Source organism: Streptomyces sp. NPDC048106 (assembly GCF_040706415.1).
Taxonomy (GTDB): domain Bacteria; phylum Actinomycetota; class Actinomycetes; order Streptomycetales; family Streptomycetaceae; genus Streptomyces.
The window spans coordinates 46,845-69,292 of sequence record NZ_JBEZND010000050.1; the positions used below are offsets into that span (position 1 = coordinate 46,845).

Here is a 22,448-nt window from a genome sequence, read left to right on the forward strand (position 1 = left end):
ACTCCTGGGGCGCAAGGGGTCAGTATTCACTGAAACCCCGCGCCGAGTGGCCCGCAAGCGGAGGCCGGGCGGGGAGATCGTCGAGAAAGGCGAGGGTCGGCACGTGGAAGAGGGAGCCCGTGACCGGCACGGAGAAGTCGAGGATGCGATCGTGCTGTGCGGGGTCCCGACCGAGGAACATGTTCCGCAGCATGGACTCCGTGACCTCGGGCGTGCGGGCGTATCCGATGAAGTAGGTGCCGAACTCGCCGTGCGCGATGTTCCCGAAGGGCATGTTCTCGCGCACGATCCGGCGTTCGTCGCCGTGTTCGTCGGTGACGGTGTTGAGGGCGACGTGGGAGTCGGCGGGTTTCACGTCGTCGGGCAGTTCGATGTTGGCGAGCCTGGTCCGCCCGATGGCCTTCTCCTGTTCCTCGACCGGCAGGGCGTTCCACGCCTTCATGTTGTGCAGGTACTTCTGCACGATCACATAGCTGCCGCCGCGGAACGCGGGGTCCTCGTCGCCGACGAACACCGCGTCGTCGGCGGTCTCGCCCTCGGGGTTCTCGCTGCCGTCCACGAAGCCGAGCAGATCGCGTTCGTCGAAGAACTTGAAGCCGTGCACCTCGTCCACCACGGTGGCCGCGCCGTCGAGCCGTTCGGCGAACAGGCGGGCCAGCTCGAAGCAGAGGTCCATCCGGCGGCAGCGGACGTGGAAGAGGAGGTCGCCGGGGGTGCCCGGGGCCCGGTGGCGAGGTCCCGCCAGTTCCCTGAAGGGGTGCAGGTCGCGGGGGCGCGGCCCGGTGAACAGCCGGCCCCAGGCGGCGGACCCGATGCCGACGACGCAGCTCAGCTCCTCGGGCGGGGCCCGGAAGGCGACCGAACGCCGCAGCGCGGACACGTCCTGGAGCAGGTCCCGGACGGTGTCCTCGCCGCCCTGGTCGATGGTGACGACGAGGAAGACGGCGGCTCTGGCGGGCGGCACGACGACGGGCTGCGACTCGGGCACGGGGACCTGCCTCCTCGTACGGGGCGGAGCCGGACCGTTCCAGCATGACGCGGCCCGGCGGCCCCGGCAGGTCGTGGGCCCGGCCGGCGGGGGTCACACGGGCGTGTGCCCCCCGATGTAGTCGCGCACGGCCGGGGGCAGCGTGATGGACACGGTCTCCTCGATCGGCGTCCAGCGGACCCGCGCGGGCGCGAGCCGGGCGCCCTCCGAGGGGCCCTCGCTGAGGAGTTGGCACACCACGGCCGAGGCGCCGTCCAGCGTCGCCGAGCCGTCGGCCAGGTAGCCGGTGAGTTCGTAGACGACGCGTGCGGCGGCGGCCTTCGCCGTCTCGGCCGGCTGACCGGTGCCCGACGGCAGCTCCCAGTCCTCCGTCTCCCGCACCAGCAGCAGCCGCCCGTCGTACACGACGACGGCCCGTACGAGGTTCTCCATGTGCCCTGCCCCCTTGTCGCGACGACCTCTCCCCCCGTCGTCGCACACCTACCCCGCGTGAGGGGCGGCACACGGGTTCAGGCGGGGTCCGCCGGCCGGTACAGCACCGGCAGGTCCCCCGGCCGTACCCGCACGGTCACCGGCAAGGTGGCCTCCACCTCGCCGTCGGCGCCGTAGGGGACGGGGCGGGTGGCCTCGACGCGCAGCTCCCTGGCGCGCAGGACGCGCACTTCGGGGCGGTGTACGTGGGTGCCGGACTTCAGCTCGTTCATCAGGGTGAAGAACAGCCGGCGGGGCGCCTCCCGGATCATCACGACGTCCAGCAGGCCGTCGTCGACCCGGGCGCCGGGCGCGATCTGCCGGCCGGAGCCGTAGTAGGGGGAGTTGGCGGCGACGACCGTGTAGCCGCGGTGGCGGTGCTCCGCGCCGTCGACGGTGACGCGGTAGTCGGCCGGCCGCCAGGTGGTCACCGCGCGCAGGCCGCCCGCGTAGTAGGAGGCGGAGCCGCGCAGCAGCCGGGCGTGGTTGGCGTGCCGGTTGGCCAGCGCGTCGACCCCGGCGTAGACGCTGCCGAGGACCACGGTGCGCTGGTGGACGGCGGACTCCACCTCGATGGTGTCGACGGGCCGGGGCTCGGCGTGCAGCAGGATGTCGGCGAGCGCGGCGGGGTCGGCCGGCAGATCGAGGGCGCGGGCGAAGTCGTTGCCGCGCCCGGCCGGTACGAGCCCGAAGACGGTCCCGGTGCCGCTCAGCGCGCCGCCGATGCCGCCGGTGATGCCGTCGCCGCCGACGGCCAGCACGATCCGCCCGCGCTCACCGGCCCGGCGGGCGATGTCCTGGGCGTGCGCCAGGCTGTGGCTGTACTCGGTCTCCAGACCGGCCCCGGCCTCCCTCAGCAGGCGGGCCACCTGGAGCAGCGTGGCCGCCGCGGTGGAGCCGCCCGCGGTCGGGTTGACGACGGCGGTGAACTGGCGCATCGGGGGTGCCTCCGGGGCAGGCGGTTCGGGTGGGGTCAGTCGGTGGGCAGCAGGACGCCGGGGTTGAGCAGCCCGTCGGGGTCCAGGCGGCGCTTGACGGCGCGCAGTGCCTCGACGGCCAGCTCTCCGGCCTCCCTGACATACCAGTCCCGGTGGTCGGTGCCCACCCCGTGGTGGTGGGAGATGGTGCCGCCGGCGGCGAGCACGGCCTCGTTGGCAGCGTGCTTGGCGGGCGTCCAGTGGGCCACCGGGTCCTCGCCCTGGGCGCTGACGACGGTGAAGTACAGGGAGGCGCCGTTCTCGTACACGTGGGAGATGTGGCACATCACCAGCGGCGGGGTGCCGGAGCGGGTGAGGGTGTCGGTGAGCGCGGTGCGCACGGCCGCGTACAGCTCGGGGACGCGGGACCAGAAGGCGGCGGTCTCCAGGGTCTCGGCGAAGGCGCCGACGTCGAGGAGGGCGTCGCGCAGGTACGGCGCGGAGAAGCGGCCGTGGGCCCAGCGCTCGCCGGGTTCCGTGCCGAGCGGGGTGCCGCCGCAGGCGGTGAGGACTGCGGCCGCCCGCTCGCGGCGGTGCGCGGTCTCCTCGGCCGTGCCCTCGTAGCCGGTGATGGCGAGGCAGCCGGCGTCGCTCTGGCCGAGGGAGGTGCCGATCTTGTCGGGCGAGGCGAGGCCGATCAGGGTCTCCGTCTCGTCCGACAGGCGCAGCACGGTCGGCCGCGGTCCGTCCTGGGCGAGCCGGCGCAGCGCGGCGGCGCCCTCCTCGAAGGAGGCGAACCGCCAGCCCTCGTAGATCTTCGTCTCGGGGAGGGGCCGGACGCGCACGGTGACGGAGGTGATGACGCCGAAGGCGCCCTCGGAGCCGAGGATCAGCTGGCGCAGATCGGGGCCCGCGGCGGACCGGGGGGCGCGGCCGGTCTCGACGGTGCCCTGGGGAGTGGCGAGGCTGAGGCCGAGGACCATCTCGTCGAAGCGGCCGTAGCCGGCGGAGGCCTGGCCGCTGGAGCGGGCCGCGGCGAAGCCGCCGATGGTGGCCCACTCGAAGGACTGCGGGAAGTGGCCGAGGGTGAAGCCCTGTTCGGCGAGGAGGGTCTCGGCCTCGGGGGCGCGCAGTCCTGGCTGGAGGACGGCGGTGCGCGAGACGGGGTCCAGGGCGAGCAGCCGGTTCATGCGGCGCAGGTCCAGGGCGACGAACGCGCCGCGCTCGGGGGCGAGTCCGCCGACGACGGAGGTGCCCCCGCCGAACGGGACGGCGGCCAGGCCGTGGGTCGCGCAGGCGCGGAGCACGGCGAGGACCTCGTCGTGGGTGGCGGGCAGCACCACGGCCTGCGGCACGTCGGTGACGTCGCCGGTGCGGATGCGCAGCAGGTCGGGGGTGGACTTGCCGCGGGTGTGCCGGACCCGGCTCTCGGCGTCCGTGCGGACGTGTTCGGCACCGCCGGCCGCCTCGGCGAGCGCCGCGAGGGCGGCGGGGCCGGCCGTGGGGGCGGGCAGGCCGAGGTCGTCCAGGGCGAGCGCGGGGGTGCTGCGCGGCTTGACGCCGAGCAGGTCGCGCAGCAGCCCGGTCACCGAGTCGGGCAGCGGTGCCGCCTTGGCCGGGTCGCCCCAGCCGTTCCACAGCATGTCCATTGAACGGTCGTCCTCACAAGGTCGGTGTGCTCGGTCCGGGGCGGTGTGCGGCGGACCGTACGGCGGCGGTCCGCTGGTTCTGCCCGACCCGGGGGCGTTACACTGTTACACATGACGCCTATTCGTCACAATGGTTCGGAAGGCACGGAGAGCGATCCGGTGCTCGACGCGGTGCGCGACTGCGTGCTGGCCGTGGGGGTCCGCCGCACGACCCTCGCCGACGTGGCCCGCCGCGCCGGCGTCTCCCGGATGACCCTGTACCGCCGCTGGCCCGATCTGCGGACCCTGGTGGGCGATCTGATGACCCGCGAGTGGATCGACGTGGCCACCCGCGCGATCCCCGAGCCCGCGCCCGGCCTCGACACGCGCGCCCGGATCGTGGAGGGGATGGTGGTGGGCGTCCAGGCGTTCCGGGCGCACCCTCTGTTCCGCAAGATCATCGACGTCGATCCGGAGCTGCTGCTCCCCTATGTCCTCGACCGGCGCGGGGCGAGCCAACTGGCGCTGCTCGCCCTGCTCTCGGAGAGCCTGCGCGAGGGCCACGCGGACGGCTCGGTACGCCCCTGCCACCCCGAACGGCAGGCCCGCACCCTGCTGCTGACGGTGCAGTCCTTCGCCCTGTCCCTGCGCACCATGACCGACGAGGACGACCCGGAGCTGGACTCCGCCGCCTTCCTCGGCGAGCTGCGCACCCTCCTGGAGAGGATCCTCACGCCATGAGCCACACCGAGGCGATACCCGGCTCGTCCCTCAGCGCGGCCCGGCGTTCCCGGGAACTGACCGAGGCCGCGGACGGCCGGGTGGCCGACGTCCTGGTCGTGGGGCTCGGCGCCACCGGCGCCGGGGTCGCCCTGGACGCGGCGGCCCGCGGTCTGGACGTCGTCGCGGTGGACGCCCACGACCTGGCCTTCGGCACCTCGCGCTGGAGCTCCAAGCTCATCCACGGCGGGCTGCGCTACCTGGCGTCCGCGCAGTTCGAGGTGGCGCACGAGAGCGCGGTTGAGCGGGGGGTGCTGATGACCCGCACCGCCCCGCATCTGGTGGCCGCGCAGCCTTTCGTGCTGCCGCTGACGCCGATGGTGTCGACGGCTCAGGCCTCCATCGCCTGGGCCGGGTTGCGGGCCGGGGACATGCTGCGGCTGGCCGCGCGGACCCCGCGCCAGGTGCTGCCCGCGCCGCGCCGGCTGTCGGCGACGGAGGCGCGGCACCTGGCGCCCGCGGTGCGGGGGGCCGGGCTGCGCGGCGGGCTGCTGTCCTGGGACGGCCGGGTGACCGACGACGCCCGGCTGGTGACCGCGCTGGCCCGCACGGCCGCGGCGCACGGCGCGCGGGTGCTGACCCGGGCGCGGGTGCTGGAGCTGACCGGTACGGGCGCCCGCGTCCGCGACGAACTCACCGGCGAGGAAGGCGAGATCAGGGCCCGCGCCGTGATCAACGCCGCCGGGGTGTGGGCGGGCGGCCTGGTCGAGGGCATCCGGATCCGGCCCTCGCGCGGCACCCATCTCGTCCTGCGCTCGGAACGGCTCGGGGACCTGCCCGCCGGCCTGCACATCCCGATCCCCGGCGAGACCAACCGCTTCGTGCTGGTGCTGCCCCAGGGGGACGGCCGGGTCTACGTCGGCCTCACCGACGAGCCGGTCGAGGGCGGCGTCCCCGATGTGCCGGAGGTGCCGGAGACGGACATCGGCTTCCTGCTGGACGTGCTCGGTTCGGCCCTGGACGTGCCCGTCGCCCGGGACGAGGTCGTCGGCGCCTTCGCCGGGCTGCGGCCCCTGCTCGACACCTCGGCGGACGGCGCGCAGGCCCGCACCTCCGACATCTCGCGCCGGCACGCGGTGCTGACCTCGCCGGACGGCGTGACCACGGTGGTCGGCGGCAAGCTCACCACATACCGCCGGATGGCGCAGGACGCGGTGGACGCCGCGACCGCGGCCCGGGGGCTCTCCGTACCCCCGTCCCCCACCGCCGGCCTGCCGCTGGTCGGCGCCAGCGCGCCCGAACGGCTGCGCGCCCTGCCGGTGCCGCACCGGCTGATCCGGCGCTACGGCACCGAGGCCCTCGCCGTCCACGCCCTCGCCGCCGAGGACCCCGCCCTCGCCGAGCCGGTCCTGCCCGGCCACCCGGTCACCCGCGCCGAACTCGTGTGGGCGGCCCGGCACGAGGGCGCCCTGGACGAGTCCGACCTGCTGGACCGGCGCACCCGCATCGGCCTGGTCCCGCAGGACCGGGAGCAGGCGCTGGGGGTCGCGCGGGAGGTGGTGGCGGAGGGCGTCCGGGGCTGAGGTGCGGCGGGACGCGGCCGTGCGGAGGCGGCGTCTCCGACCCGCGGCCGGGCGGCACGGTTCCGGGAAGCGGCCGTCGGCGCCGCACCGCCTCACACCAGCCGGCGGATGTCTCCCCGCACCCGGTAGAAACCGCCCGCCGCCGGGTGCAGCGCGTCCACGACGTAGCGCGCGCCCGGCACGCGTATCGCGCGCGGGAACTGGACGTTCCAGGAGGAGTCGTAGCCGCCGGAGACCACGTGCACCCGCACCCGGCCGGCCTCCTGGACGCACTCCACGACGACCGTGCCGGACGGGGCCTGGGCCACGGTGGCGACGGCCTCGACGGCCGTGGCCGGGGCGTGGGCCGGGAGGGCGGCGGCGAGTTTGACGTCGCGCACCACCGGCACCGAGCCCTGCTGGGCCGCGCCGATCGCGGCCTCGCTCGCGTCCACGCACGCCAGGGAGCCGTCCGTGGTCACCAGGTACAGCCGCTCGTCGCGGTACTGCATCGACAGCGCCGAGCCGCTGCCCGTGCCGAGCTTCCACAGCCGGGTGCCGTCTTGGTCGAAGCAGTAGACGGAGGACGAGGAGTCCCCGGCGAACACGAACCGGCCGCCCGGTGAGGTGGCGCACGAGTACACCGCGCTGTCGCAGGCGTACGTCGCCTCGATCGCGCCGGTCGCCTTCGACAGCCGCTGCACCACGCGCTGCCCGGTGCCCGCGTACACCACGTCGTCCTCCTGCCAGCCGAACAGCACCCCGCCGCGGGTGCGGGTGTGCCACAGTTCGCCGCCGCCGTCGGGGCGGTAGGCGGTGACGCCCCGCTGGTGGCCGTGGTAGACGGCGTGGTCGTCGGCGCGCACCATCCAGGCGTGCTCACCCTGGCTGCGGCGGGCCCACTGGTGTTCGTCCTCGTGGTCGATGACCGTGAGCCGGCCCGCGCGGTCCGAGACGTTCAGCACGCCCTCGTGGATGTCCAGCCAGAAGATGTCGACGTCGGCGGTGATGTCGTAGGCGGCGAAGGGCACTTTGGCGGACAGATCGTAGACCTTGCCGTCGTCGCAGCCCGCGTAGATCCAGAAGTCGTCGGCGACCAGGCACTTGACGCCGTCCGGCAGGCCGAAGCGGGCCAGCACCGCGCCCTCGTGGTCCAGGGTGTAGACGTCGCCCGCCTGGTTGCCGACCCAGCAGTGCTCGTCGTCCACATGGATGCCGAACGCCGCCGAGCCGGTACGGAACCGCCACAGCACCGGCGCCACGGCGCGGGCGGTGGACGGGGCCGAGCTGACCTGACGCCGGGTCACCGGCCGCGGGGCCCGGCCGCCCGGCACCGCCGGGGCGTACCCCTTGCGGACCTTCTCCCCCACCTTCTTCGCCGCGGCGGCCCGCGCCTTCTGCACGGTCGGGAACGTGCTGGTCTGCGTCTGGCCGCCGGACCCGATCCGGCCGTACCGCACCGTCACCACCAGCCCGTCCACGCTCACCTCGTAGAACTTGTGCGCGCCGCCGCTCTCCTGGGACAGCTCCAGATACGTCGTCTCCCCCGCGGACACCGCAGACATGGCACACCCCTCCCCACAGCGGACCAGCGGCCGTACCCGCGGGTCCTCACTGGTCACACCGTAGGCGGGGGCACTGACAACCGACCGGACGGCGAGGGCGGCCCACCACTCAGCCGCCGAGCAGCTCCGTGAAGCGGCGCGCGTCGATGTTGCCGCCCGAGGCGATGATGCCGACGCGGGGCGGGAGGTCGTCGACGCGGCCCGCGAGGAGGGCGGCCAGGCCGGTGGCGCCGCTGGGCTCGAAGACGGTCTTGAGGCGGTCGAAGGCGAAGCGCATGGCGTCGAGGATCTCGGCGTCGGTGACCAGGGCGACGGAGTCGGCCAGGTGCCGGTTGATGCTGAAGGTCAGCTCGCCGGGGACCGCGACGGCCTGGCCGTCGGCGATGGTGCGGGGCACCGGGACCGTCACCCGGGCCCCGCTCTCCAGGGACCGCTTGGTGTCGTCGCTGCCCTCCGGCTCCACCCCGATGACCCGGATGTCCCGGTGCAGCCCCTTGGCCGCGACGGCGCTGCCGGCGAGCAGGCCGCCGCCTCCGACGGGCACCAGCAGCGCGTCCAACGGGCCTGTCTCCTCCAGGAGTTCGAGGGCGGCGGTGCCCTGGCCGGCGATGACGTCCGGGTGGTCGTAGGGCGGGATCAGGGTCAGGCCCCGCTCCTCGGCGAGCGCCCGGCCGAGCGCGACGCGGTCCTCGGTGTAGCGGTCGTAGGTGACGATCTCGGCGCCGTACCCGGCGGTGGCCTCCATCTTGGAGCGCGGGGCGTCCTCGGGCATCAGGATGACGGCGCTGGTGCCCAGTTCGCGGGCGGCGAGGGCGGTGGCCTGGGCGTGGTTGCCGGAGGAGAACGCGGCGACGCCCTTGGCCAGTTCCTCGGGCGCGAGCCCGGCGACGGCGTTGTAGGCGCCGCGGAACTTGAAGGCGCCCATGCGCTGGAGGTTCTCGCACTTGATGAACACCTCGGCGCCCACCCGCTCGTCGAGGGTGCGCGAGGTGAGGACCGGTGTGCGGTGGGCGAAACCCTTGATGCGCGCGGCGGCCGCGCGGATGTCGTCGAAGGTCACGGGCAGGTCGGCGCCGGACATGGCGGAGTCCTCTTTCTGTTCATTTCTCTGTGCGGTGCGGTTCGGACGGCGGCTTGGCGTAGTTGTAGACAGTCGCCCGGGACACGCCGAGGAGGTCGGCGATGGTCCGGGCGGCGTCCCGGGACTCGAAGTAGCCGTCTCCGCTGAGCTGTTGCACGAGCGCCTTCTTGTCCGTCCGGCTCAGCGACCGGGGCGGGGCGCCGCGCTCGGCGGAGAACTCCTCCACCGCCCGGCGCAGTTCGCGTGCGTGGCGGTCGCGCAGTGTCTCCAGGGGCTTGTCGCCGTGTCCGCTCGCGGTGGCCACGAGGTTCGCCAGGGTGAGCGTCATCGGCGACAGGACGGAGACGTCGAGATTGAGGCAGATCGCCGCGATGTACCGCCCTTCCGCGTTCTTGACGCCGATGGACGTGCTCTTGGCCGGGCGGCCGTCGGGGAACCGGTTGGGGTAGTTCTGGACGACATCGGGGAAGCCAGGGTCGGCGATGCGGGTGAGCCCCAGTTCCGTGGCGGGATCGCCCACCCGCCGGCCCGACAGGTTGTTCTCGATGGCCCGGATCGAGTGGTCCGGGTCCCGCAGGTCGTGCAGGACCACCTCGCACAGGCCCGGGAACATCCGGCCCAGGGCGACGGCGATCTTCTCGGCCTCCCGGACGAGATGCTCGTCCGCCGCCCCGCCGTCCATCCGACCCCTGCCCCTCGGCCCATTTGGCCTTAAATTCTATTTCTGGACAAGGAGGCTAAGCGATCGGTCCGTCGCTGTCCAGGGACCACCGACGGCGGCGGACCGCCGACGGCAGCGGGCCGGCGACGGCAGCGGCCCGCCGCTCAGCGGTCCTTGGCCAGGGCGACGAGCTCGGCGAACAGCCCGCCCCCGTTCACCAGCTCGTCGTAGTGGCCCTGTTCCACGATGCGGCCGTGCCGCAGGACGACGATCCGGTCCGCGAGGCGGGTGTTCTCCAACTGGTGGGTGACCACGATGGTCATGCGCCGGGCGGCGACGCGCTTGATCTCCAGGAAGATGCGGTGCTCGCCGCGCGCGTCCATCTGCGAGGTGGGCTCGTCCAGGATGAGCAGGGGCGTACGGCGGTACAGCGCGCGGGCACAGGCCAGCCGCTGCCACTGCCCGCCGGACAGCTCGACGCCGCCGTAGACCTCACGCGCGAGCAGGGTGTCGAGCCCGTGCGGCAGCGCCTCGACGGCCTCCCGCATGCCGACGGCCTCCACGGCCGCCCAGACCGGGCCGTCGTCGTGGGTGCGCGGCTGGCCGAGGGTGACGTTCTCCCGGGTGCGCAGCGGCCAGCAGGCGAAGTTCTGCGGCACGAGCGCGGTACGGGACCAGACGGACTCGGGCCGGGCGTCCGCCAGATCGACGCCGTCCCACAGGACCCGGCCCTTGTCCGGCAGGAGGATGCCGGTGATGAGCCTGGCCAGCGTGGACTTGCCGGAGCCGTTCTCGCCCACGATCGCGAGGATCTCCCCGCGGCGCAGGGTGAGGGAGACCCCGTCCACGGCGGGCTCGTCCTTGCCGGGGTAGCGGTGCACGACCTGGTCGAGGCGGATCTCCTCGACCTGCTCCGGGATCGCCGACTCCCCGCGCCGCGGGGCGCGTTCGGCCGCCAGGTCGAGGAAGGAGCGCATGTCGGCGAGGTAGAGGGAGGTGTGGAACATCGCCGCGCCGTTCTGCACGAACTGGGTCAGCGCGCCGAGCGTGGTCTGCACGGCGACGACCGCCGTGGCGGCGACGGGCAGCGCCACGCGCCCGGTCATCGCGAGCCAGGCGAGCGCGGCCCAGGTGACGAGCAGGAACACGCCGCCGAGCGCGGAGGTCGCGAGGACGATGCGGAGCATGCGCGGCGCGGCACCGAGGATGCGCCGGTCGATCCGCTCGGACAGCGCGCGGTACCAGTAGAGGAGGTAGCCGGTCATCCCGTTGGCGCGGACCTCGTCGCCGTGTCGGGAGTACGCGGCCCACCAGCGCATCATGCCGCGTACGTTGCGGTCGGCCAGGTTGAGGTAGTGCGTCTCGTAGTCGACGCGGGCCGAGAGCACCGCCCCGAGGCCGGCGGGCAGCACCGCCAGCAGCAACAGCGGCAGCATCAGCCAGTGCAGCGCGGTGATCACGCCGCCGGCGGCGATCATGCGGACGAGGGCGGCCATGAACCGCTGGGCGTCCTTGACCATCGTGGTGGTGCGGGTGACGCCGACCTCCGCGGCCTCCTGCCGGTCGGCGAAGCCGTCCTCGCCGTAGGCCGAGGCCTCCACCCGGCAGACGGCGGAGACGAGCGCCACGTCGGCCTCGGTGACGAGGCGCGGGGTGATCCGGCCGTCGGCGTAGGAGGCCAGGGCCGAGCTGATCCGGCCGGTGGCCGCCGCCGCGGTGACCACGGCGAGGGCGGGCAGCGCCCCGTGCAGCCGTTCGGACACCGGGCCCGTGCCGAGGATGTGGGTCATGGCGCGCGCGGTGGCGGTCAGGGTGACGGCGGCCGCGACGCCGGTGACGAGCTGGCACGCGAGCAGGAGGAGGACACCTCTCCTGTCCACCGCCCAGGCCATGCGCGCGGTCCGGCCGAGCACCGCGGGCAACCGGCCGCACATCGTGCGGAAACCGGCCTCGGCCAGCGGGTTCTTGCCGTACTCCCCCTCATAGCCGATCGTCGCCGGCGGTGGCGGGGGCGGTGTCGGGGAGCTTTCTGTCGAGGCGTCGGTCACGGTCACCTGCGTCCCTCCTCGGGTCGGCACCGCACCTGGGTGGTCCGGCGGTGCCAGGCTCAACGAGGAGGCGGGCGATTCGAACGCACTCGATTCCGGACGAAGAGGCGGCCCGTGCTCCGGGGGCGCCGAACGCGCGGTCGCCGCGCCGCAAGGGCTCGCCCGTGGGCGGGCGTGGCCGAAACGCCGGTGCTGGAGGCGGGTGGGGCGCAGGTGACGGGCGGGTTCGCCCGACGGCCGGGCGGGCACCGCTCGCGAGGTGATCGGACGGGGCGGGGAACTACCCGAGCGCATGGATTCACTGTTCCCCGCCCCGGGTCGGCCCGTCACCGGGGTGCCGACACGTCGGCGGTGCGGTGGGGGCCGGTCTGGGGCGCTGCGGCACGCAGGGCGCACCGCGGGCAGTACTGGAGCGTGCCGCGACGTGCCGGGGCAGGCCGCGTGAGCGAAGATCTCGTTCAGACCTTGCGTCGCCGCCCGCCCGGGGGCCATCGGAGGCGGACCGACCGGGTGACGCCCACCTCCTACGACGGCCGGTCGTCGCCCTCGGCGGTTCCCGGTTCGGTCATCGAGCGGTGCATGGCGGCCTTGGCGCTGTCCGGCAGGACCTTGTTCGCCAGGCCCTGGGCCTTGGTCTTCAGGGAGCCGGTGACCGCGGTGCCGCGGCCGTGCGTGATCGCCTCGTAGGCCTGCCGGGCGACGTCGTCCGGGTCGTCCTTGTCCATGGTCCCGAGCTTGGTGTCGCCGAGGTCGGCCCGGCGGAAGAAGTCGGTGTCCGTCGGTCCGGGCAGGAACGCGGTGACGCTGACGCCCGTGTCCTTCTTCTCCTCGCGCAGCGCCTCGGCGAAGGACTGCACGAAGGACTTCGAGGCGTTGTACACGGGCTGGAAGGGGCCGGGCGCGGTCGCCGCGATCGAGGACGTGAACGCGAGCCGGCCCGTGCCGCGGCGGGCCATCTCGCGCAGCAGCGGTTTGGCGAGCCGTACGGTCGAGGTCACGTTCAGATCGATCACGCCGAGGTCGTCGGCGAGGTCGGTGTCCGTGAAGGCCCCGCCCTGCCCGACCCCGGCGTTGAGCACGGCGACGTCGATGTCCAGGCCGGTCGTCGCGGCGACCAGCCGGTCGACGCCGGCCGCGTCCCTGAGGTCCGCCGTCACGGCGCGGACCTTGGCACCAATCTGGCGCAGCCGCGCCGCCGCGTGCTCCAGGCGGCCGTCCTCGGCGTTGATCACCAGGTCGTAGCCGTGCTCGGCGAACTGCCTGGCCAGGGCGTATCCGATTCCGCTGGACGCCCCGGTCACCAGGGCGAGCGGCTTGTCCTCGTTCATGGGATCCGGGGTAACCAGCGACGCGGGGGCTCAACCCCGCGGGGGCCCGACGGGCCGATCGCGGCGGACCGCCTCGTGGGCCCGTACCCGCATGGTGGCCCCCCACCGATGGTGCGACATTGGTGAGGAGACTGTCCGACGAGGGGTAATCCTGGAGGGGCGATGGGGCGTGACGTCCCGGCGCTCGTGTTCACCCGCGAGGACCGCCGCCGGTACCGGGTCAAGATGCAGGAGTGCCTGGACGCGTTCGCGAAGATGCTGCGGGAGGCTCGGTTCGACGCCGAGCGGCCGCAGGTCGGCCTGGAGATAGAGCTGAACCTGGTGGACGACGACGCCGAGCCCGCCATGCGCAACAGCGATGTGCTGGACGCGATCTCCGATCCGGCGTGGTCCACCGAGCTGGGCCGGTTCAATCTGGAGATCAACGTGCCGCCGAGGCGGTTGACGGCGGGTGGTCCGGACGCCTGGGAGTCGGAGATCCGGGCCGCGCTCGACCACGCCGACGCGCGTGCGCGCTCGGTCGGCGCCCGCCTGATCATGGTCGGGATCCTGCCCACGCTGCGCCAGGAGGAGATCGGCGAGGAGACGCTGTCGGAGAACCCCCGCTACCGGCTGCTCAACGACCAGGTGTTCGCGGCCCGGGGCGAGGATCTGCGCATCGAGGTCGACGGCACCGACCGGCTGCGCACCTACGCGGACAGCATCACCCCGGAGGCCGCCTGCACCAGCACCCAGTTCCATCTCCAGGTCTCCCCCGAGGAGTTCGCCGGCTACTGGAACGCGGCGCAGGCCATCGCCGGCGTCCAGGTCGCGCTCGCGGCGAACTCGCCCTTCCTGTTCGGCAAGGAGCTGTGGCACGAGACCCGTATCCCGCTGTTCGAGCAGGCCACGGACACCCGCCCGCTGGAGATCAAGGTGCAGGGCGTACGGCCCCGGGTGTGGTTCGGGGAGCGGTGGATCAACAGCGTCTTCGACCTGTTCGAGGAGAACCTGCGCTACTTCCCCGCCCTGCTCCCCCTGTGCGACGACCAGGACCCGGCGGAGACACTGGACCGCGGCGACGTGCCCGAACTCGGTGAACTCACCCTGCACAACGGCACGATCTACCGCTGGAACCGCCCCGTCTACGCCGTCTCCCGCGACCGGCCGCACATCCGCGTGGAGAACCGGGTCCTGCCCGCCGGACCGACCGTCGCCGACACCCTCGCCAACGGTGCCTTCTACTACGGGCTCACCCGCGCGCTGGTCGAGGAGGACCGCCCGGTGTGGTCGCGGATGTCGTTCAAGGCCGCCGAGGAGAACCTGCACACCGCCGCCCGGCACGGCATGGAGGCGCTGCTGTACTGGCCCGGCGCCGGCGAGGTCACGGCACCCGAACTGGTGCTGCGCCGGCTGCTGCCGCTGGCCCACCGCGGTCTGGAGCGCTCCGGGATGGACGAGGCCTGGCGGGAGCCGCTGCTCGGCATCATCGAGCAGCGCTGTGTGGCGGCCCGCAACGGCGCCGTGTGGCAGAAGGAGATGTTCCACCACGTCCTCGACTCCACGCACGGCTCCCGGCATGAGGCACTGCGGCGCATGACGCAGCTCTACATGGACTACATGCATCTCAACGCCCCGGTCCACACCTGGCCGGTCGACTAGGGTCTGGCCGGTCAGGCCACGACGAGCACCAGGGGAACGCCCCGGCAGGGCACCAGCCGCACGCCCTCGTGGACGCCGGACTCGCGCTTTCCCAGCAGCAGCCGGCCGAAGTCCGGGCCCCTGGTGAGGGATCCGGCCAGGTGTTCCGGGTCGGCGGAGGCGGCGACGCGGCCGCGGGCGTTCACCAGGTGGGCGGGGCGCGCGAGGTGCCGCAGCAGCGGCAGAACGGCGGCCTCGAAGTGGCGCAGATACACGTCGGCCGCGGCCACCCCGGCGAACTTCCCCTGGGCATAGACCGGTTCGGACAGTGTGAGGCTGTACTCGTCCGAGCAGAGGTAGTCGACGTACGGTCCGGCCACCGCCCGCCGTCCGGTGTCCCGGGGCAGCGCGAACCAGTCCCAGTGGGTGTAGTCGGAGTACGCCGACCGGCCGGGGTCGAGGTCGAGCAGCAGGGGCCGTACGTCGCCCTCGGTGCCGCGCTGCCACCACTCCAGCCAGGCGGGCACATCGGCGAGCAGCCCCGGAGCCGCGACGAAGCCGGCACCGGAGACCAACTCCCCTCGCGTGAGGCGCTGATGGAGTCCGGGCCGCAGGGCGGCGAGGTCGGCGCTCGCCGCCCTGCGGCCCTCGGCGCCCACCCGGGCGAGCAGGGCCGCCGTGTCGGCGCGGGTGGCGGCGACCGCCTCGAAGACGGCCTCCAGGACGCCGCCCACCTGCGCTGCCACCCACCGCTCCGCCTCCGTGCCGAGGGCGGCGAGCCCGGGGCTGACGCCCATCGTGTCCTCCAGCGGACGGGGAACCGGACTGTGGCGCGGTCAGAGGGCGAGGCGTACGGCGACGAGCCGCGCCGTCGACTCCCTGACGCACCGCTCGGCCAGCGTGCCGGCCGTTTGGTCGTCCCCATCCTGCACGGCGGAGATCACGCCGCGCTGCCGGTCCGCAACTTCTTCACGACAGCGGTCGTCGGACAGGACGAGGCAGAGCAGCGCGCCCACCTCGCCCTGGAGGGCCACCTGTTCACGGGTGAGCCGGGCGGACTGGGCGGCGGCCGCCAGCTCGACGTGGAACCGGCCGTACAGCCGGCCGCGCGCCGGCGTGTCCTCGGCGCAACGCAACTCCTCGGCGGTGCAGCGCAGTTGGCGCAGGTCCTCGGGTTCGGTGCGCCGGGCGGCGAGCCGGGCGGCGGCGCCGGACAGGGCGGCCCAGTGGTCGCCGAGGTCGCGCAATTCCTCGGTGCTCCAGCCGCGCAGCCGGGTCCTGAGCCGGTCCTCGGCGGGCAGTTCGGGCAGGGAGACGAAGCTGCCGCCGCCGCGGCCCCGGCGGGTGATCAGCAGACCCCGCTGCCGCAGGGCCATCAGGGCCTCCCGCAAGGTGACGGTGGAGACGCCGAGCCGTCCGGCGAGTTCGGTCTCGCCCGGCAGTTGCTCGCCGTCGGCGAGGAGGCCCAGCTCTATGGCGTCACCGAGGCGGCGGACGACGGTGTCCACCCGGGCCCGGTTGTCCACCGGGCTGAAGACGGCCCTGCGGGCACCACCGTCGGTCTGATCCTGCCTCACGGCCATCACCTCGTGCGTTGACCCAAGCTTTACCCCAACGGGCTCTTGAGCCCAGAACTATGACTTCATATGTTTGCGGTCAACGCTACCGCGCGCCAGAAAGGTTCCCCCATGCAGGGAATTGCGATCCGGCTGCAGGACCTGCGCAAGTCGTTCGGGGAGACGACCGCCGTGGCGGGGGTCGATCTGGAGATCCGGGACGGCGAGTTCTTCTCGATGCTCGGCCCGTCCGGCTCCGGGAAGACCACGGTGCTGCGGCTCGTCGCCGGGTTCGAGACGCCCGACCGGGGCCGGATCGAGCTGGCGGGACAGGAGGTCACCGGGCTCGCCCCGTTCGAGCGGGACGTGCACACCGTCTTCCAGGACTACGCGCTCTTCCCGCACATGACGGTCGAGCAGAACGTGGCCTACGCGCTGAAGATCCGCAAGATGCCCAAGGCGCAGCGCCTCGCCCGTGCCCGCGAGGCGCTGGCCGAGGTGCGCCTGGAGGGTTACGGCGCCCGGCGCCCCGCCCAGTTGTCCGGCGGCCAGCGTCAGCGGGTCGCGCTCGCCCGCGCCCTCGTCGGCCGCCCCCGGGTGCTGCTGCTGGACGAGCCGCTCGGCGCCCTCGACCTGAAGCTGCGCGAGCAGATGCAGACCGAACTCAAGGCGCTCCAGCGGGAGGTCGGCATCACCTTCGTGTTCGTCACCCACGACCAGGCGGAGGCCCTGACGATGAGCGACCGGATCGCCGTCTTCGACCAGGGCCGCATCGCCCAGGTCGGCACCCCCGCGGAGATCTACGAACGCCCGGCGACGCCCTTCGTCGCCTCCTTCGTCGGCACCTCCAACCTTCTCGACGGAGAGGCGGCCCGCCAGGTCGTCGGCGCCCCGGGCATATACAACATCCGCCCGGAGAAGATCCGTGTCCTGAAGGAGTCCGCGGAGGCGGACGAGCCGGAGCACGCCACCGTCACCGGCACGGTCGCCGACGTCGTCTACCTCGGCGACGCCACCCGTCTCCTCGTCGACCTCGACGGCGGCGGCCGGCTCACCGCCCTCCAGCAGAACCTGGAGACCTCCGCCGAGGACGTCGCCGCCTACCGTGGCACCCGGGTCCGCCTCCAGTGGCACCGCCGCCACGCCGTCCGACTGCCCTCCTGACCCCCCACACCCTGGAGAAAAGCCGTGCGTCCCACCCGAACCCTGCGCGCCGCCGCCTGCGCGGGCGCCGCGCTGCTGCTCGCCGCCGCCTGCGACTCCTCCGGCTCCACCTCCGCCACCGGCCTCAACCCGCCCGATCTGAAGGCCCCGACGAAACTCGGCAGGACCGAGGGGCAGGTCGATCTGATCGCCTGGGCGGGCTATGTCGAGGACGGCTCCGACGACCCCAAGGCCGACTGGGTCTCCGGCTTCGAGAAGCAGACCGGTTGCCAGGTCCGCTCCAAGGTCGCCGCCAGCTCGGACGAGATGGTCAAGCTGATGAAGACCGGCGAGTACGACGCCGTCTCCGCCTCCGGGGACGCCTCCCTGCGCCTGATCGCCTCCGGCGACGCGGCCCCCGTCAACACCGGCCTGGTGCCCAACTACAAGGATGTCTTCAGCGGGCTGAAGAACGGCGCCTGGAACTCGGTGGACGGCCGGATGTACGGCATCCCGCACGGCCGGGGCGCCAACCTGCTGATGTACAACACCCGGAAGGTGAGCCCGGCGCCCACCTCCTGGTCGGCGGTCTTCGAGGGCGCGTCGAAGTACCGGGGACACGTCACGGCGTACGACTCGCCGATCTACATCGCCGACGCGGCCCTCTATCTCAGGGCCACCAGGCCGGAGTTGAAGATCAAGGACCCGTACGCGCTGGACCAGAAGCAGTTCGACGCGGCCGTGGCGCTGCTGAAGAAGCAGAACGCGAACGTCGGCGAGTACTGGGGCGACTACCTCAAGGAGGTCTCCGCCTTCAAGAGCGGCGACTCGGTCGTCGGGACCACCTGGCAGGTGATCGCCAACCTCGCCGCCTCCGAGGGCGCAACGGTCAAGGCCCTGGTGCCGAAGGAGGGTTCGACCGGCTGGTCCGACACCTGGATGGTCTCCAGCAAGGCCAAACATCCCAACTGCGCCTACAAATGGCTGAACTGGATCGTCTCCCCCAAGGTCAACGCCGAGGTCGCCGAGTACTTCGGCGAGGCCCCGGCGAACTCCAAGGCCTGCGCCGAGACCAAGGACAGGAACTTCTGCACGGTCTACCACGCGGCCGACGAGAACTACTGGAAGCGGATCGCCTTCTGGAACACGCCCATCGAGCAGTGCCTGGACGGCCGCACCGACGTCACGTGCGTGCCGTACGCCAAGTGGGTGCAGGCCTGGACCGAGATCAAGGGCTGAGCCGTGGCGAGTGAAGCGACCGGCGCCGTACGGGCCTTCGGGCTACGGCGGCTCGCCGGGGCCCTGCACCGCCGGCCCCGGCTGCGCCTGACCCTGCTGCTCACCGCGCCGCTCCTGTGGCTGATCGTCCTCTATCTCGGCTCGCTGGCGGTGCTGTTCGCCTCCGCCTTCTGGACCACCGACTCCTTCACCTCCCAGGTGGTGAAGGTCTGGTCGACGGACAACTTCCACCAGTTGGTGACGACGCCGGTCTTCCGCGAGGTGATCGTGCGCAGCGTGGGCGTCGCGCTCGCGGTGACCGTGCTGTGCGCGCTGATCGCCTTCCCGGTCGCCTTCTACACCGCGCGCGTCGCCCCGCCGCGCCGGCGTCCGCTGCTGGTGGTGGCCATCCTCACCCCGCTGTGGGCGAGTTACCTGGTCAAGGTGTACGCCTGGCGGCTCATCCTGTCCCAGGGCGGGCTCGCCGACTGGCTGCTCGCGCCGTTCGGGCTCAGCGGCCCCGGGTTCGGGCTGCCGGCCACGGTGCTCACGCTGACGTACTTGTGGCTGCCGTACATGATCCTGCCGATCCACACCGCCCTCGAACAGCTCCCGGCGCAACTGCTCGACGCCTCGGCGGATCTCGGGGCCCGCGCGGGGCGCACCTTCCGTTCGGTGGTGCTGCCGATGGTGCTGCCGTCGGTGGCGGCGGGCTCGGTGTTCACCTTCTCGCTGAGCCTCGGCGACTACATCACCGTGCAGATCGTCGGCGGCAAGACCCAGCTGATCGGCAATCTCGTGTACTCCAACATCGAGTTGAACCTGCCCATGGCCGCCGCGCTCGGCACCGTCCCGGTGGTCGTGATCGTCCTGTACCTGCTGGCGATCCGCCGTACGGGCGCCCTGAACAGCCTGTGACCGGCCCCCGGCACCGGCCCTGGAGAGGATGAGCGACGTGCATCTCACCCGCAGTGCGCGCATCGCCCTGCGCATCGCCGCCGGGCTCGGTTTCGCGGTGGTCTACGTCCCGCTGCTGCTGGTCCTCGTCAACTCCCTGAATCCGGACCGCAGTGCGAGCTGGCCGCCGCCGGGGCTGACCGGGCGCTGGTGGTCGGCGGCCGTGCACGACTCCGGCGCCCGGCACGCCCTGTGGACGTCGGTGCGGGCGGGGCTCGGGGCGACCGCGATCGCGCTGGTCCTCGGCACGCTGATCGCGTTCGCCGTGGCCCGGCACCGCTTCTTCGGCCGGGGCACGGTGTCGTTCGTGGTGGTGCTGCCGATCGCGCTGCCCGGCATCGTCACGGGCATCGCGCTCAACTCGGCGTTCAGCACGGTCCTGAGGCCGCTCGGTGTGGGGCTCGGGCTGTTCACGGTGATCGTCGGGCATGCCACGTTCTGCGTCGTCGTGGTCTTCAACAACGTGGTGGCGCGGCTGCGGCGCACGACGGGCTCGTACGAGGAGGCGGCCATGGACCTCGGCGCGACCACCTTCCGCGCCTTCGTGGACGTCACCTTCCCGCTGGTGCGCTCGGCGCTGCTGGCCGGCGCGCTGCTGTCGTTCGCGCTGTCCTTCGACGAGATCGTGGTCACCACGTTCACCGCGGGGCCCGGCGTCGAGACCCTGCCGATCTGGATCTTCGGCAACATGACGCGGCCGCAGCAGGCGCCGGTGGTCAACGTCGTGGCCGCCGTACTGGTGCTGCTGTCGGTGGTCCCGATCTATCTGGCGCAGCGGCTGTCGGCGGACACCGCGACCTCCAGCCGGGTGTGAGCCGGGGCGCGGACACGCGCGGGTGACGGCCGGCCCCTGGCGGCGCCCCTGGTACACCCTCACCGGCGGCCCGGCGCCCGCTCCCGAGGGAGGATTCGCCGCCGCTCACCGGGACTTGCCGGGGCCATCTCCTCCGGGGCACCCGATCTGATGGTTCATCAAGTCCCTTATCAGCGCGGCTAGTTATTCGTTCATGAACGGGAAAAAGGCGGCTCCCGGACCTTGACCGGGGATTTGGTCCAGACCAATTATGGCCTAGACCACTTGCCCCGGCCGGGCCCTACCGTGCGACACCCCCGCTCGATCGACTGTCGTTCGCCAACCGGGAGTACCCGATGACACGTCCGAGATCCGTACGCGCCCTGCTCACCGGGGTGGCCACCCTGGCCGCCTCCGCGGGGCTCGCCCTGGGGATCGGGGGCACCGCGCACGCGGCGACCCCGCTGCCCGCGCACGTCTTCGCCCCCTACTTCGAGGCCTACAACGGCGACAGCCCCGCCGCGCTCGCCCAGTCCTCCGGCGCCAAGTACCTCACCATGGCCTTCATCCAGACCGAGAAGAAGGGCTCCTGCACGCCCTACTGGGACGGCGACACCAGCACCCCCGTCAGCTCCTCGGTCTACGGCTCCGACTTCGGCACCATCCGCTCGCGCGGCGGCGACGTCATCCCCTCGCTCGGCGGATACGCCGCCGACAACGGCGGCACCGAGATCGCCGACAGCTGCACCAACGTCGACTCCATCGCGGCCGCCTACGAGAAGATCATCACCACTTACGACGTCTCCCGGCTCGACATGGACGTCGAGGACAACTCGCTGACCAACCAGGCCGGCATCGACCGCCGCAACCAGGCCATCAAGAAGGTCCAGGACTGGGCCGCCGCCAACGGGCGTTCGGTGCAGATCTCGTACACCCTGCCGACCACCACGACCGGGCTCGCGGACAGCGGGCTCGCCGTGCTGCGCAGCGCCAAGAACGCGGGCGCCAAGGTGGACGTCGTCAACATCATGACGTTCGACTACTACGACGGCGCCACCCACCACATGGCCACCGACACCCAGACGGCCACGACCGGGCTGCACGACCAGCTCGCCTCGCTGTACCCGAACCTGTCGGACAGCCAGCTGTGGAACATGATCGGCGTCACCGAGATGCCCGGCATCGACGACTACGGCGCGGCCGAGACCTTCACCACCGCCGACGCCACCGCGGTGTACGACTGGGCGGTGTCCAAGGGCCTGAACACCCTCTCCTTCTGGGCCCTGCAGCGCGACAACAGCGGCTGCCCCGGCACCGGCGGCTCCGACAGCTGCTCCGGCATCAGCCAGGACACCTGGTACTTCACGCACACCTTCGCGCCGTTCTCGGGCGGCACGACCACCCCGCCGGCCAACGACTTCTCGGTCTCCCTCTCCCCCGCCACCGCCTCCCTCGACCCGGGCGGCACCACGACGGCGACCGTGCGGACGTCGGTGACCTCGGGCAGCGCCCAGTCCGTCGGCCTGGCCGTCAGCGGCGCGCCGAGCGGGGTGACGGCGACCCTCAGCCCCACGTCGGTCACCGCGGGCGGCAGCTCCACCCTCACCGTGAAGACGGCCGCCTCCACGGCGCCGGGCACCTACCCGCTGACCGTCACCGGCACGGCCGGCTCGGCCCAGCACAGCTCCACCTTCACCCTGACCGTGAACGGGACCGGCGGCGGCACCCCGACGGCCCTGGCCAACGGTGACTTCGAGAGCGGCTCACTGACGCCCTGGACCTGCGACAGCGGGGCCACCGTGGTCTCCTCGCCGGTACACGGCGGCAGCCACGCCCTGAAGACCGCGCCGACCTCCTCGGTGACCGGCCAGTGCGCCCAGACCCTGACCCTCAAGCCGAACACCTCGTACACGCTCCAGGGCTGGGTGCAGGGCTCGTACGCCTACCTCGGCGTCAGCGGTGGCGCGACGGCCAGCACCTGGACCTCGTCCTCCGCCTGGCAGAAGCTGTCGGTGCCGTTCACCACCGGCTCCTCCGGCACGGTCACCGTGTACGTGCACGGCTGGTACGGCCAGGGCACGGTCTACGCCGACGACCTCACCCTCTCCTGTGCCACCCCCCACCCCCGGGGGGGGCGGGGGGGGGGGCGCCGGGGGGGGCGGGGGCCGGGCGCGCGGCCGCCCCCCCCGCCG

18 protein-coding genes and 1 pseudogene are annotated in these 22,448 nt (G+C 72.9%); 8 read left to right on the forward strand and 11 right to left on the reverse strand.

Annotated elements, in window-relative coordinates:
- Positions 1-19 precede the first annotated feature (19 nt).
- From AB0927_RS35115 to AB0927_RS35130, 4 genes are all read right to left on the reverse strand, one after another.
- Positions 20-988, reverse strand: a complete 969-nt coding sequence (locus AB0927_RS35115) for a Dyp-type peroxidase (protein ID WP_366671871.1) — start codon at positions 986-988, stop codon at positions 20-22.
- A 93-nt stretch (positions 989-1,081) separates the two neighbouring features.
- Positions 1,082-1,420, reverse strand: a complete 339-nt coding sequence (locus AB0927_RS35120) for an NUDIX domain-containing protein (RefSeq protein WP_366671872.1) — start codon at positions 1,418-1,420, stop codon at positions 1,082-1,084.
- A gap of 77 nt (positions 1,421-1,497) precedes the next feature.
- Positions 1,498-2,397, reverse strand: coding sequence for a YegS/Rv2252/BmrU family lipid kinase (locus AB0927_RS35125; RefSeq protein WP_366671873.1), 900 nt, complete (start codon positions 2,395-2,397; stop codon positions 1,498-1,500).
- A gap of 35 nt (positions 2,398-2,432) precedes the next feature.
- The gene (locus AB0927_RS35130) at positions 2,433-4,025 is read right to left on the reverse strand and encodes an FAD-binding oxidoreductase (RefSeq protein WP_366671874.1); all 1,593 of its coding nucleotides are present in this window, start codon (positions 4,023-4,025) and stop codon (positions 2,433-2,435) included.
- Between the two features lie 111 nt (positions 4,026-4,136).
- Between AB0927_RS35130 and AB0927_RS35135 the strand changes: the two genes are divergently transcribed.
- Positions 4,137-4,745 carry a TetR/AcrR family transcriptional regulator gene (locus AB0927_RS35135; protein ID WP_366671875.1) on the forward strand — a complete coding sequence of 203 codons (609 nt, stop codon included), beginning with the start codon at positions 4,137-4,139 and terminating at the stop codon, positions 4,743-4,745.
- Positions 4,742-6,307, forward strand: a complete 1,566-nt coding sequence (locus AB0927_RS35140) for a glycerol-3-phosphate dehydrogenase/oxidase (RefSeq protein WP_366671876.1) — start codon at positions 4,742-4,744, stop codon at positions 6,305-6,307. Before AB0927_RS35135 ends, AB0927_RS35140 begins: the two co-directional genes overlap by 4 nt.
- 92 nt (positions 6,308-6,399) lie before the next feature.
- On the opposite strand, the gene AB0927_RS35145 is transcribed toward AB0927_RS35140, so the two are convergent.
- The 5 genes from AB0927_RS35145 to AB0927_RS35165 all read right to left on the reverse strand — a co-directional run bounded on the left by AB0927_RS35145 (position 6,400) and on the right by AB0927_RS35165 (position 12,969).
- Positions 6,400-7,851, reverse strand: a complete 1,452-nt coding sequence (locus tag AB0927_RS35145; protein WP_366671877.1) for a WGR domain-containing protein — start codon at positions 7,849-7,851, stop codon at positions 6,400-6,402.
- Between the two features lie 109 nt (positions 7,852-7,960).
- Positions 7,961-8,932, reverse strand: a complete 972-nt coding sequence (locus tag AB0927_RS35150; protein WP_366671878.1) for a threo-3-hydroxy-L-aspartate ammonia-lyase — start codon at positions 8,930-8,932, stop codon at positions 7,961-7,963.
- A gap of 19 nt (positions 8,933-8,951) precedes the next feature.
- Entirely contained in the window at positions 8,952-9,614 is a 663-nt protein-coding gene (locus AB0927_RS35155) for a PAS domain-containing protein (RefSeq protein WP_366671879.1), read from the reverse strand.
- 143 nt (positions 9,615-9,757) lie between these two features.
- Entirely contained in the window at positions 9,758-11,647 is a 1,890-nt protein-coding gene (locus AB0927_RS35160) for an ABC transporter ATP-binding protein (RefSeq protein ID WP_366671880.1), read from the reverse strand.
- Between the two features lie 518 nt (positions 11,648-12,165).
- Positions 12,166-12,969, reverse strand: coding sequence for an SDR family NAD(P)-dependent oxidoreductase (locus AB0927_RS35165; RefSeq protein ID WP_366671881.1), 804 nt, complete (start codon positions 12,967-12,969; stop codon positions 12,166-12,168).
- Positions 12,970-13,131: 162 nt separating this feature from the next.
- Between AB0927_RS35165 and AB0927_RS35170 the strand changes: the two genes are divergently transcribed.
- The gene (locus AB0927_RS35170; protein ID WP_366671882.1) at positions 13,132-14,610 is read left to right on the forward strand and encodes a glutamate-cysteine ligase family protein; all 1,479 of its coding nucleotides are present in this window, start codon (positions 13,132-13,134) and stop codon (positions 14,608-14,610) included.
- 11 nt (positions 14,611-14,621) lie between these two features.
- Here AB0927_RS35170 and AB0927_RS35175 read toward each other — a convergent pair whose 3' ends face one another.
- Positions 14,622-15,386 carry a cache domain-containing protein gene (locus AB0927_RS35175; protein ID WP_366671883.1) on the reverse strand — a complete coding sequence of 255 codons (765 nt, stop codon included), beginning with the start codon at positions 15,384-15,386 and terminating at the stop codon, positions 14,622-14,624.
- Positions 15,387-15,425: 39 nt separating this feature from the next.
- Positions 15,426-16,172: a GntR family transcriptional regulator gene (locus AB0927_RS35180; protein WP_366671884.1), complete on the reverse strand. Its 747-nt coding sequence runs from the start codon at positions 16,170-16,172 to the stop codon at positions 15,426-15,428.
- Between the two features lie 105 nt (positions 16,173-16,277).
- Between AB0927_RS35180 and AB0927_RS35185 the strand changes: the two genes are divergently transcribed.
- From AB0927_RS35185 to AB0927_RS35205, 5 genes and pseudogenes are all read left to right on the forward strand, one after another.
- A complete protein-coding gene (locus AB0927_RS35185; RefSeq protein WP_366671885.1) occupies positions 16,278-17,309 on the forward strand; it encodes an ABC transporter ATP-binding protein in 1,032 nt (343 codons plus the stop codon).
- Positions 17,310-17,333: 24 nt separating this feature from the next.
- A complete protein-coding gene (locus AB0927_RS35190; RefSeq protein ID WP_366671886.1) occupies positions 17,334-18,527 on the forward strand; it encodes an ABC transporter substrate-binding protein in 1,194 nt (397 codons plus the stop codon).
- Positions 18,528-18,530: 3 nt separating this feature from the next.
- Entirely contained in the window at positions 18,531-19,424 is an 894-nt protein-coding gene (locus AB0927_RS35195) for an ABC transporter permease (RefSeq protein ID WP_366671887.1), read from the forward strand.
- Between the two features lie 37 nt (positions 19,425-19,461).
- On the forward strand, positions 19,462-20,277 hold the full coding sequence (locus AB0927_RS35200) for an ABC transporter permease (protein WP_366671892.1): 816 nt from the start codon (positions 19,462-19,464) through the stop codon (positions 20,275-20,277).
- Positions 20,278-20,612: 335 nt separating this feature from the next.
- Positions 20,613-22,370 (forward strand): annotated as a pseudogene (locus AB0927_RS35205) (carbohydrate binding domain-containing protein); the annotation flags it as partial.
- Between the last annotated feature and the right edge of the window lie 78 nt (positions 22,371-22,448).

Coding starts and splice junctions, on each gene's coding strand:
- AB0927_RS35120 (WP_366671872.1), bottom strand. CDS start 1,420: ATGGAGAACCTCGTACGGGCCGTCGTCGTGTACGACGGGCGGCTGCTG.
- AB0927_RS35125 (WP_366671873.1), bottom strand. CDS start 2,397: ATGCGCCAGTTCACCGCCGTCGTCAACCCGACCGCGGGCGGCTCCACC.
- AB0927_RS35130 (WP_366671874.1), bottom strand. CDS start 4,025: ATGGACATGCTGTGGAACGGCTGGGGCGACCCGGCCAAGGCGGCACCG.
- AB0927_RS35135 (WP_366671875.1), top strand. CDS start 4,137: ATGACGCCTATTCGTCACAATGGTTCGGAAGGCACGGAGAGCGATCCG.
- AB0927_RS35140 (WP_366671876.1), top strand. CDS start 4,742: ATGAGCCACACCGAGGCGATACCCGGCTCGTCCCTCAGCGCGGCCCGG.
- AB0927_RS35145 (WP_366671877.1), bottom strand. CDS start 7,851: ATGTCTGCGGTGTCCGCGGGGGAGACGACGTATCTGGAGCTGTCCCAG.
- AB0927_RS35150 (WP_366671878.1), bottom strand. CDS start 8,932: ATGTCCGGCGCCGACCTGCCCGTGACCTTCGACGACATCCGCGCGGCC.
- AB0927_RS35155 (WP_366671879.1), bottom strand. CDS start 9,614: ATGGACGGCGGGGCGGCGGACGAGCATCTCGTCCGGGAGGCCGAGAAG.
- AB0927_RS35165 (WP_366671881.1), bottom strand. CDS start 12,969: ATGAACGAGGACAAGCCGCTCGCCCTGGTGACCGGGGCGTCCAGCGGA.
- AB0927_RS35170 (WP_366671882.1), top strand. CDS start 13,132: ATGGGGCGTGACGTCCCGGCGCTCGTGTTCACCCGCGAGGACCGCCGC.
- AB0927_RS35175 (WP_366671883.1), bottom strand. CDS start 15,386: ATGGGCGTCAGCCCCGGGCTCGCCGCCCTCGGCACGGAGGCGGAGCGG.
- AB0927_RS35180 (WP_366671884.1), bottom strand. CDS start 16,172: ATGGCCGTGAGGCAGGATCAGACCGACGGTGGTGCCCGCAGGGCCGTC.
- AB0927_RS35185 (WP_366671885.1), top strand. CDS start 16,278: ATGCAGGGAATTGCGATCCGGCTGCAGGACCTGCGCAAGTCGTTCGGG.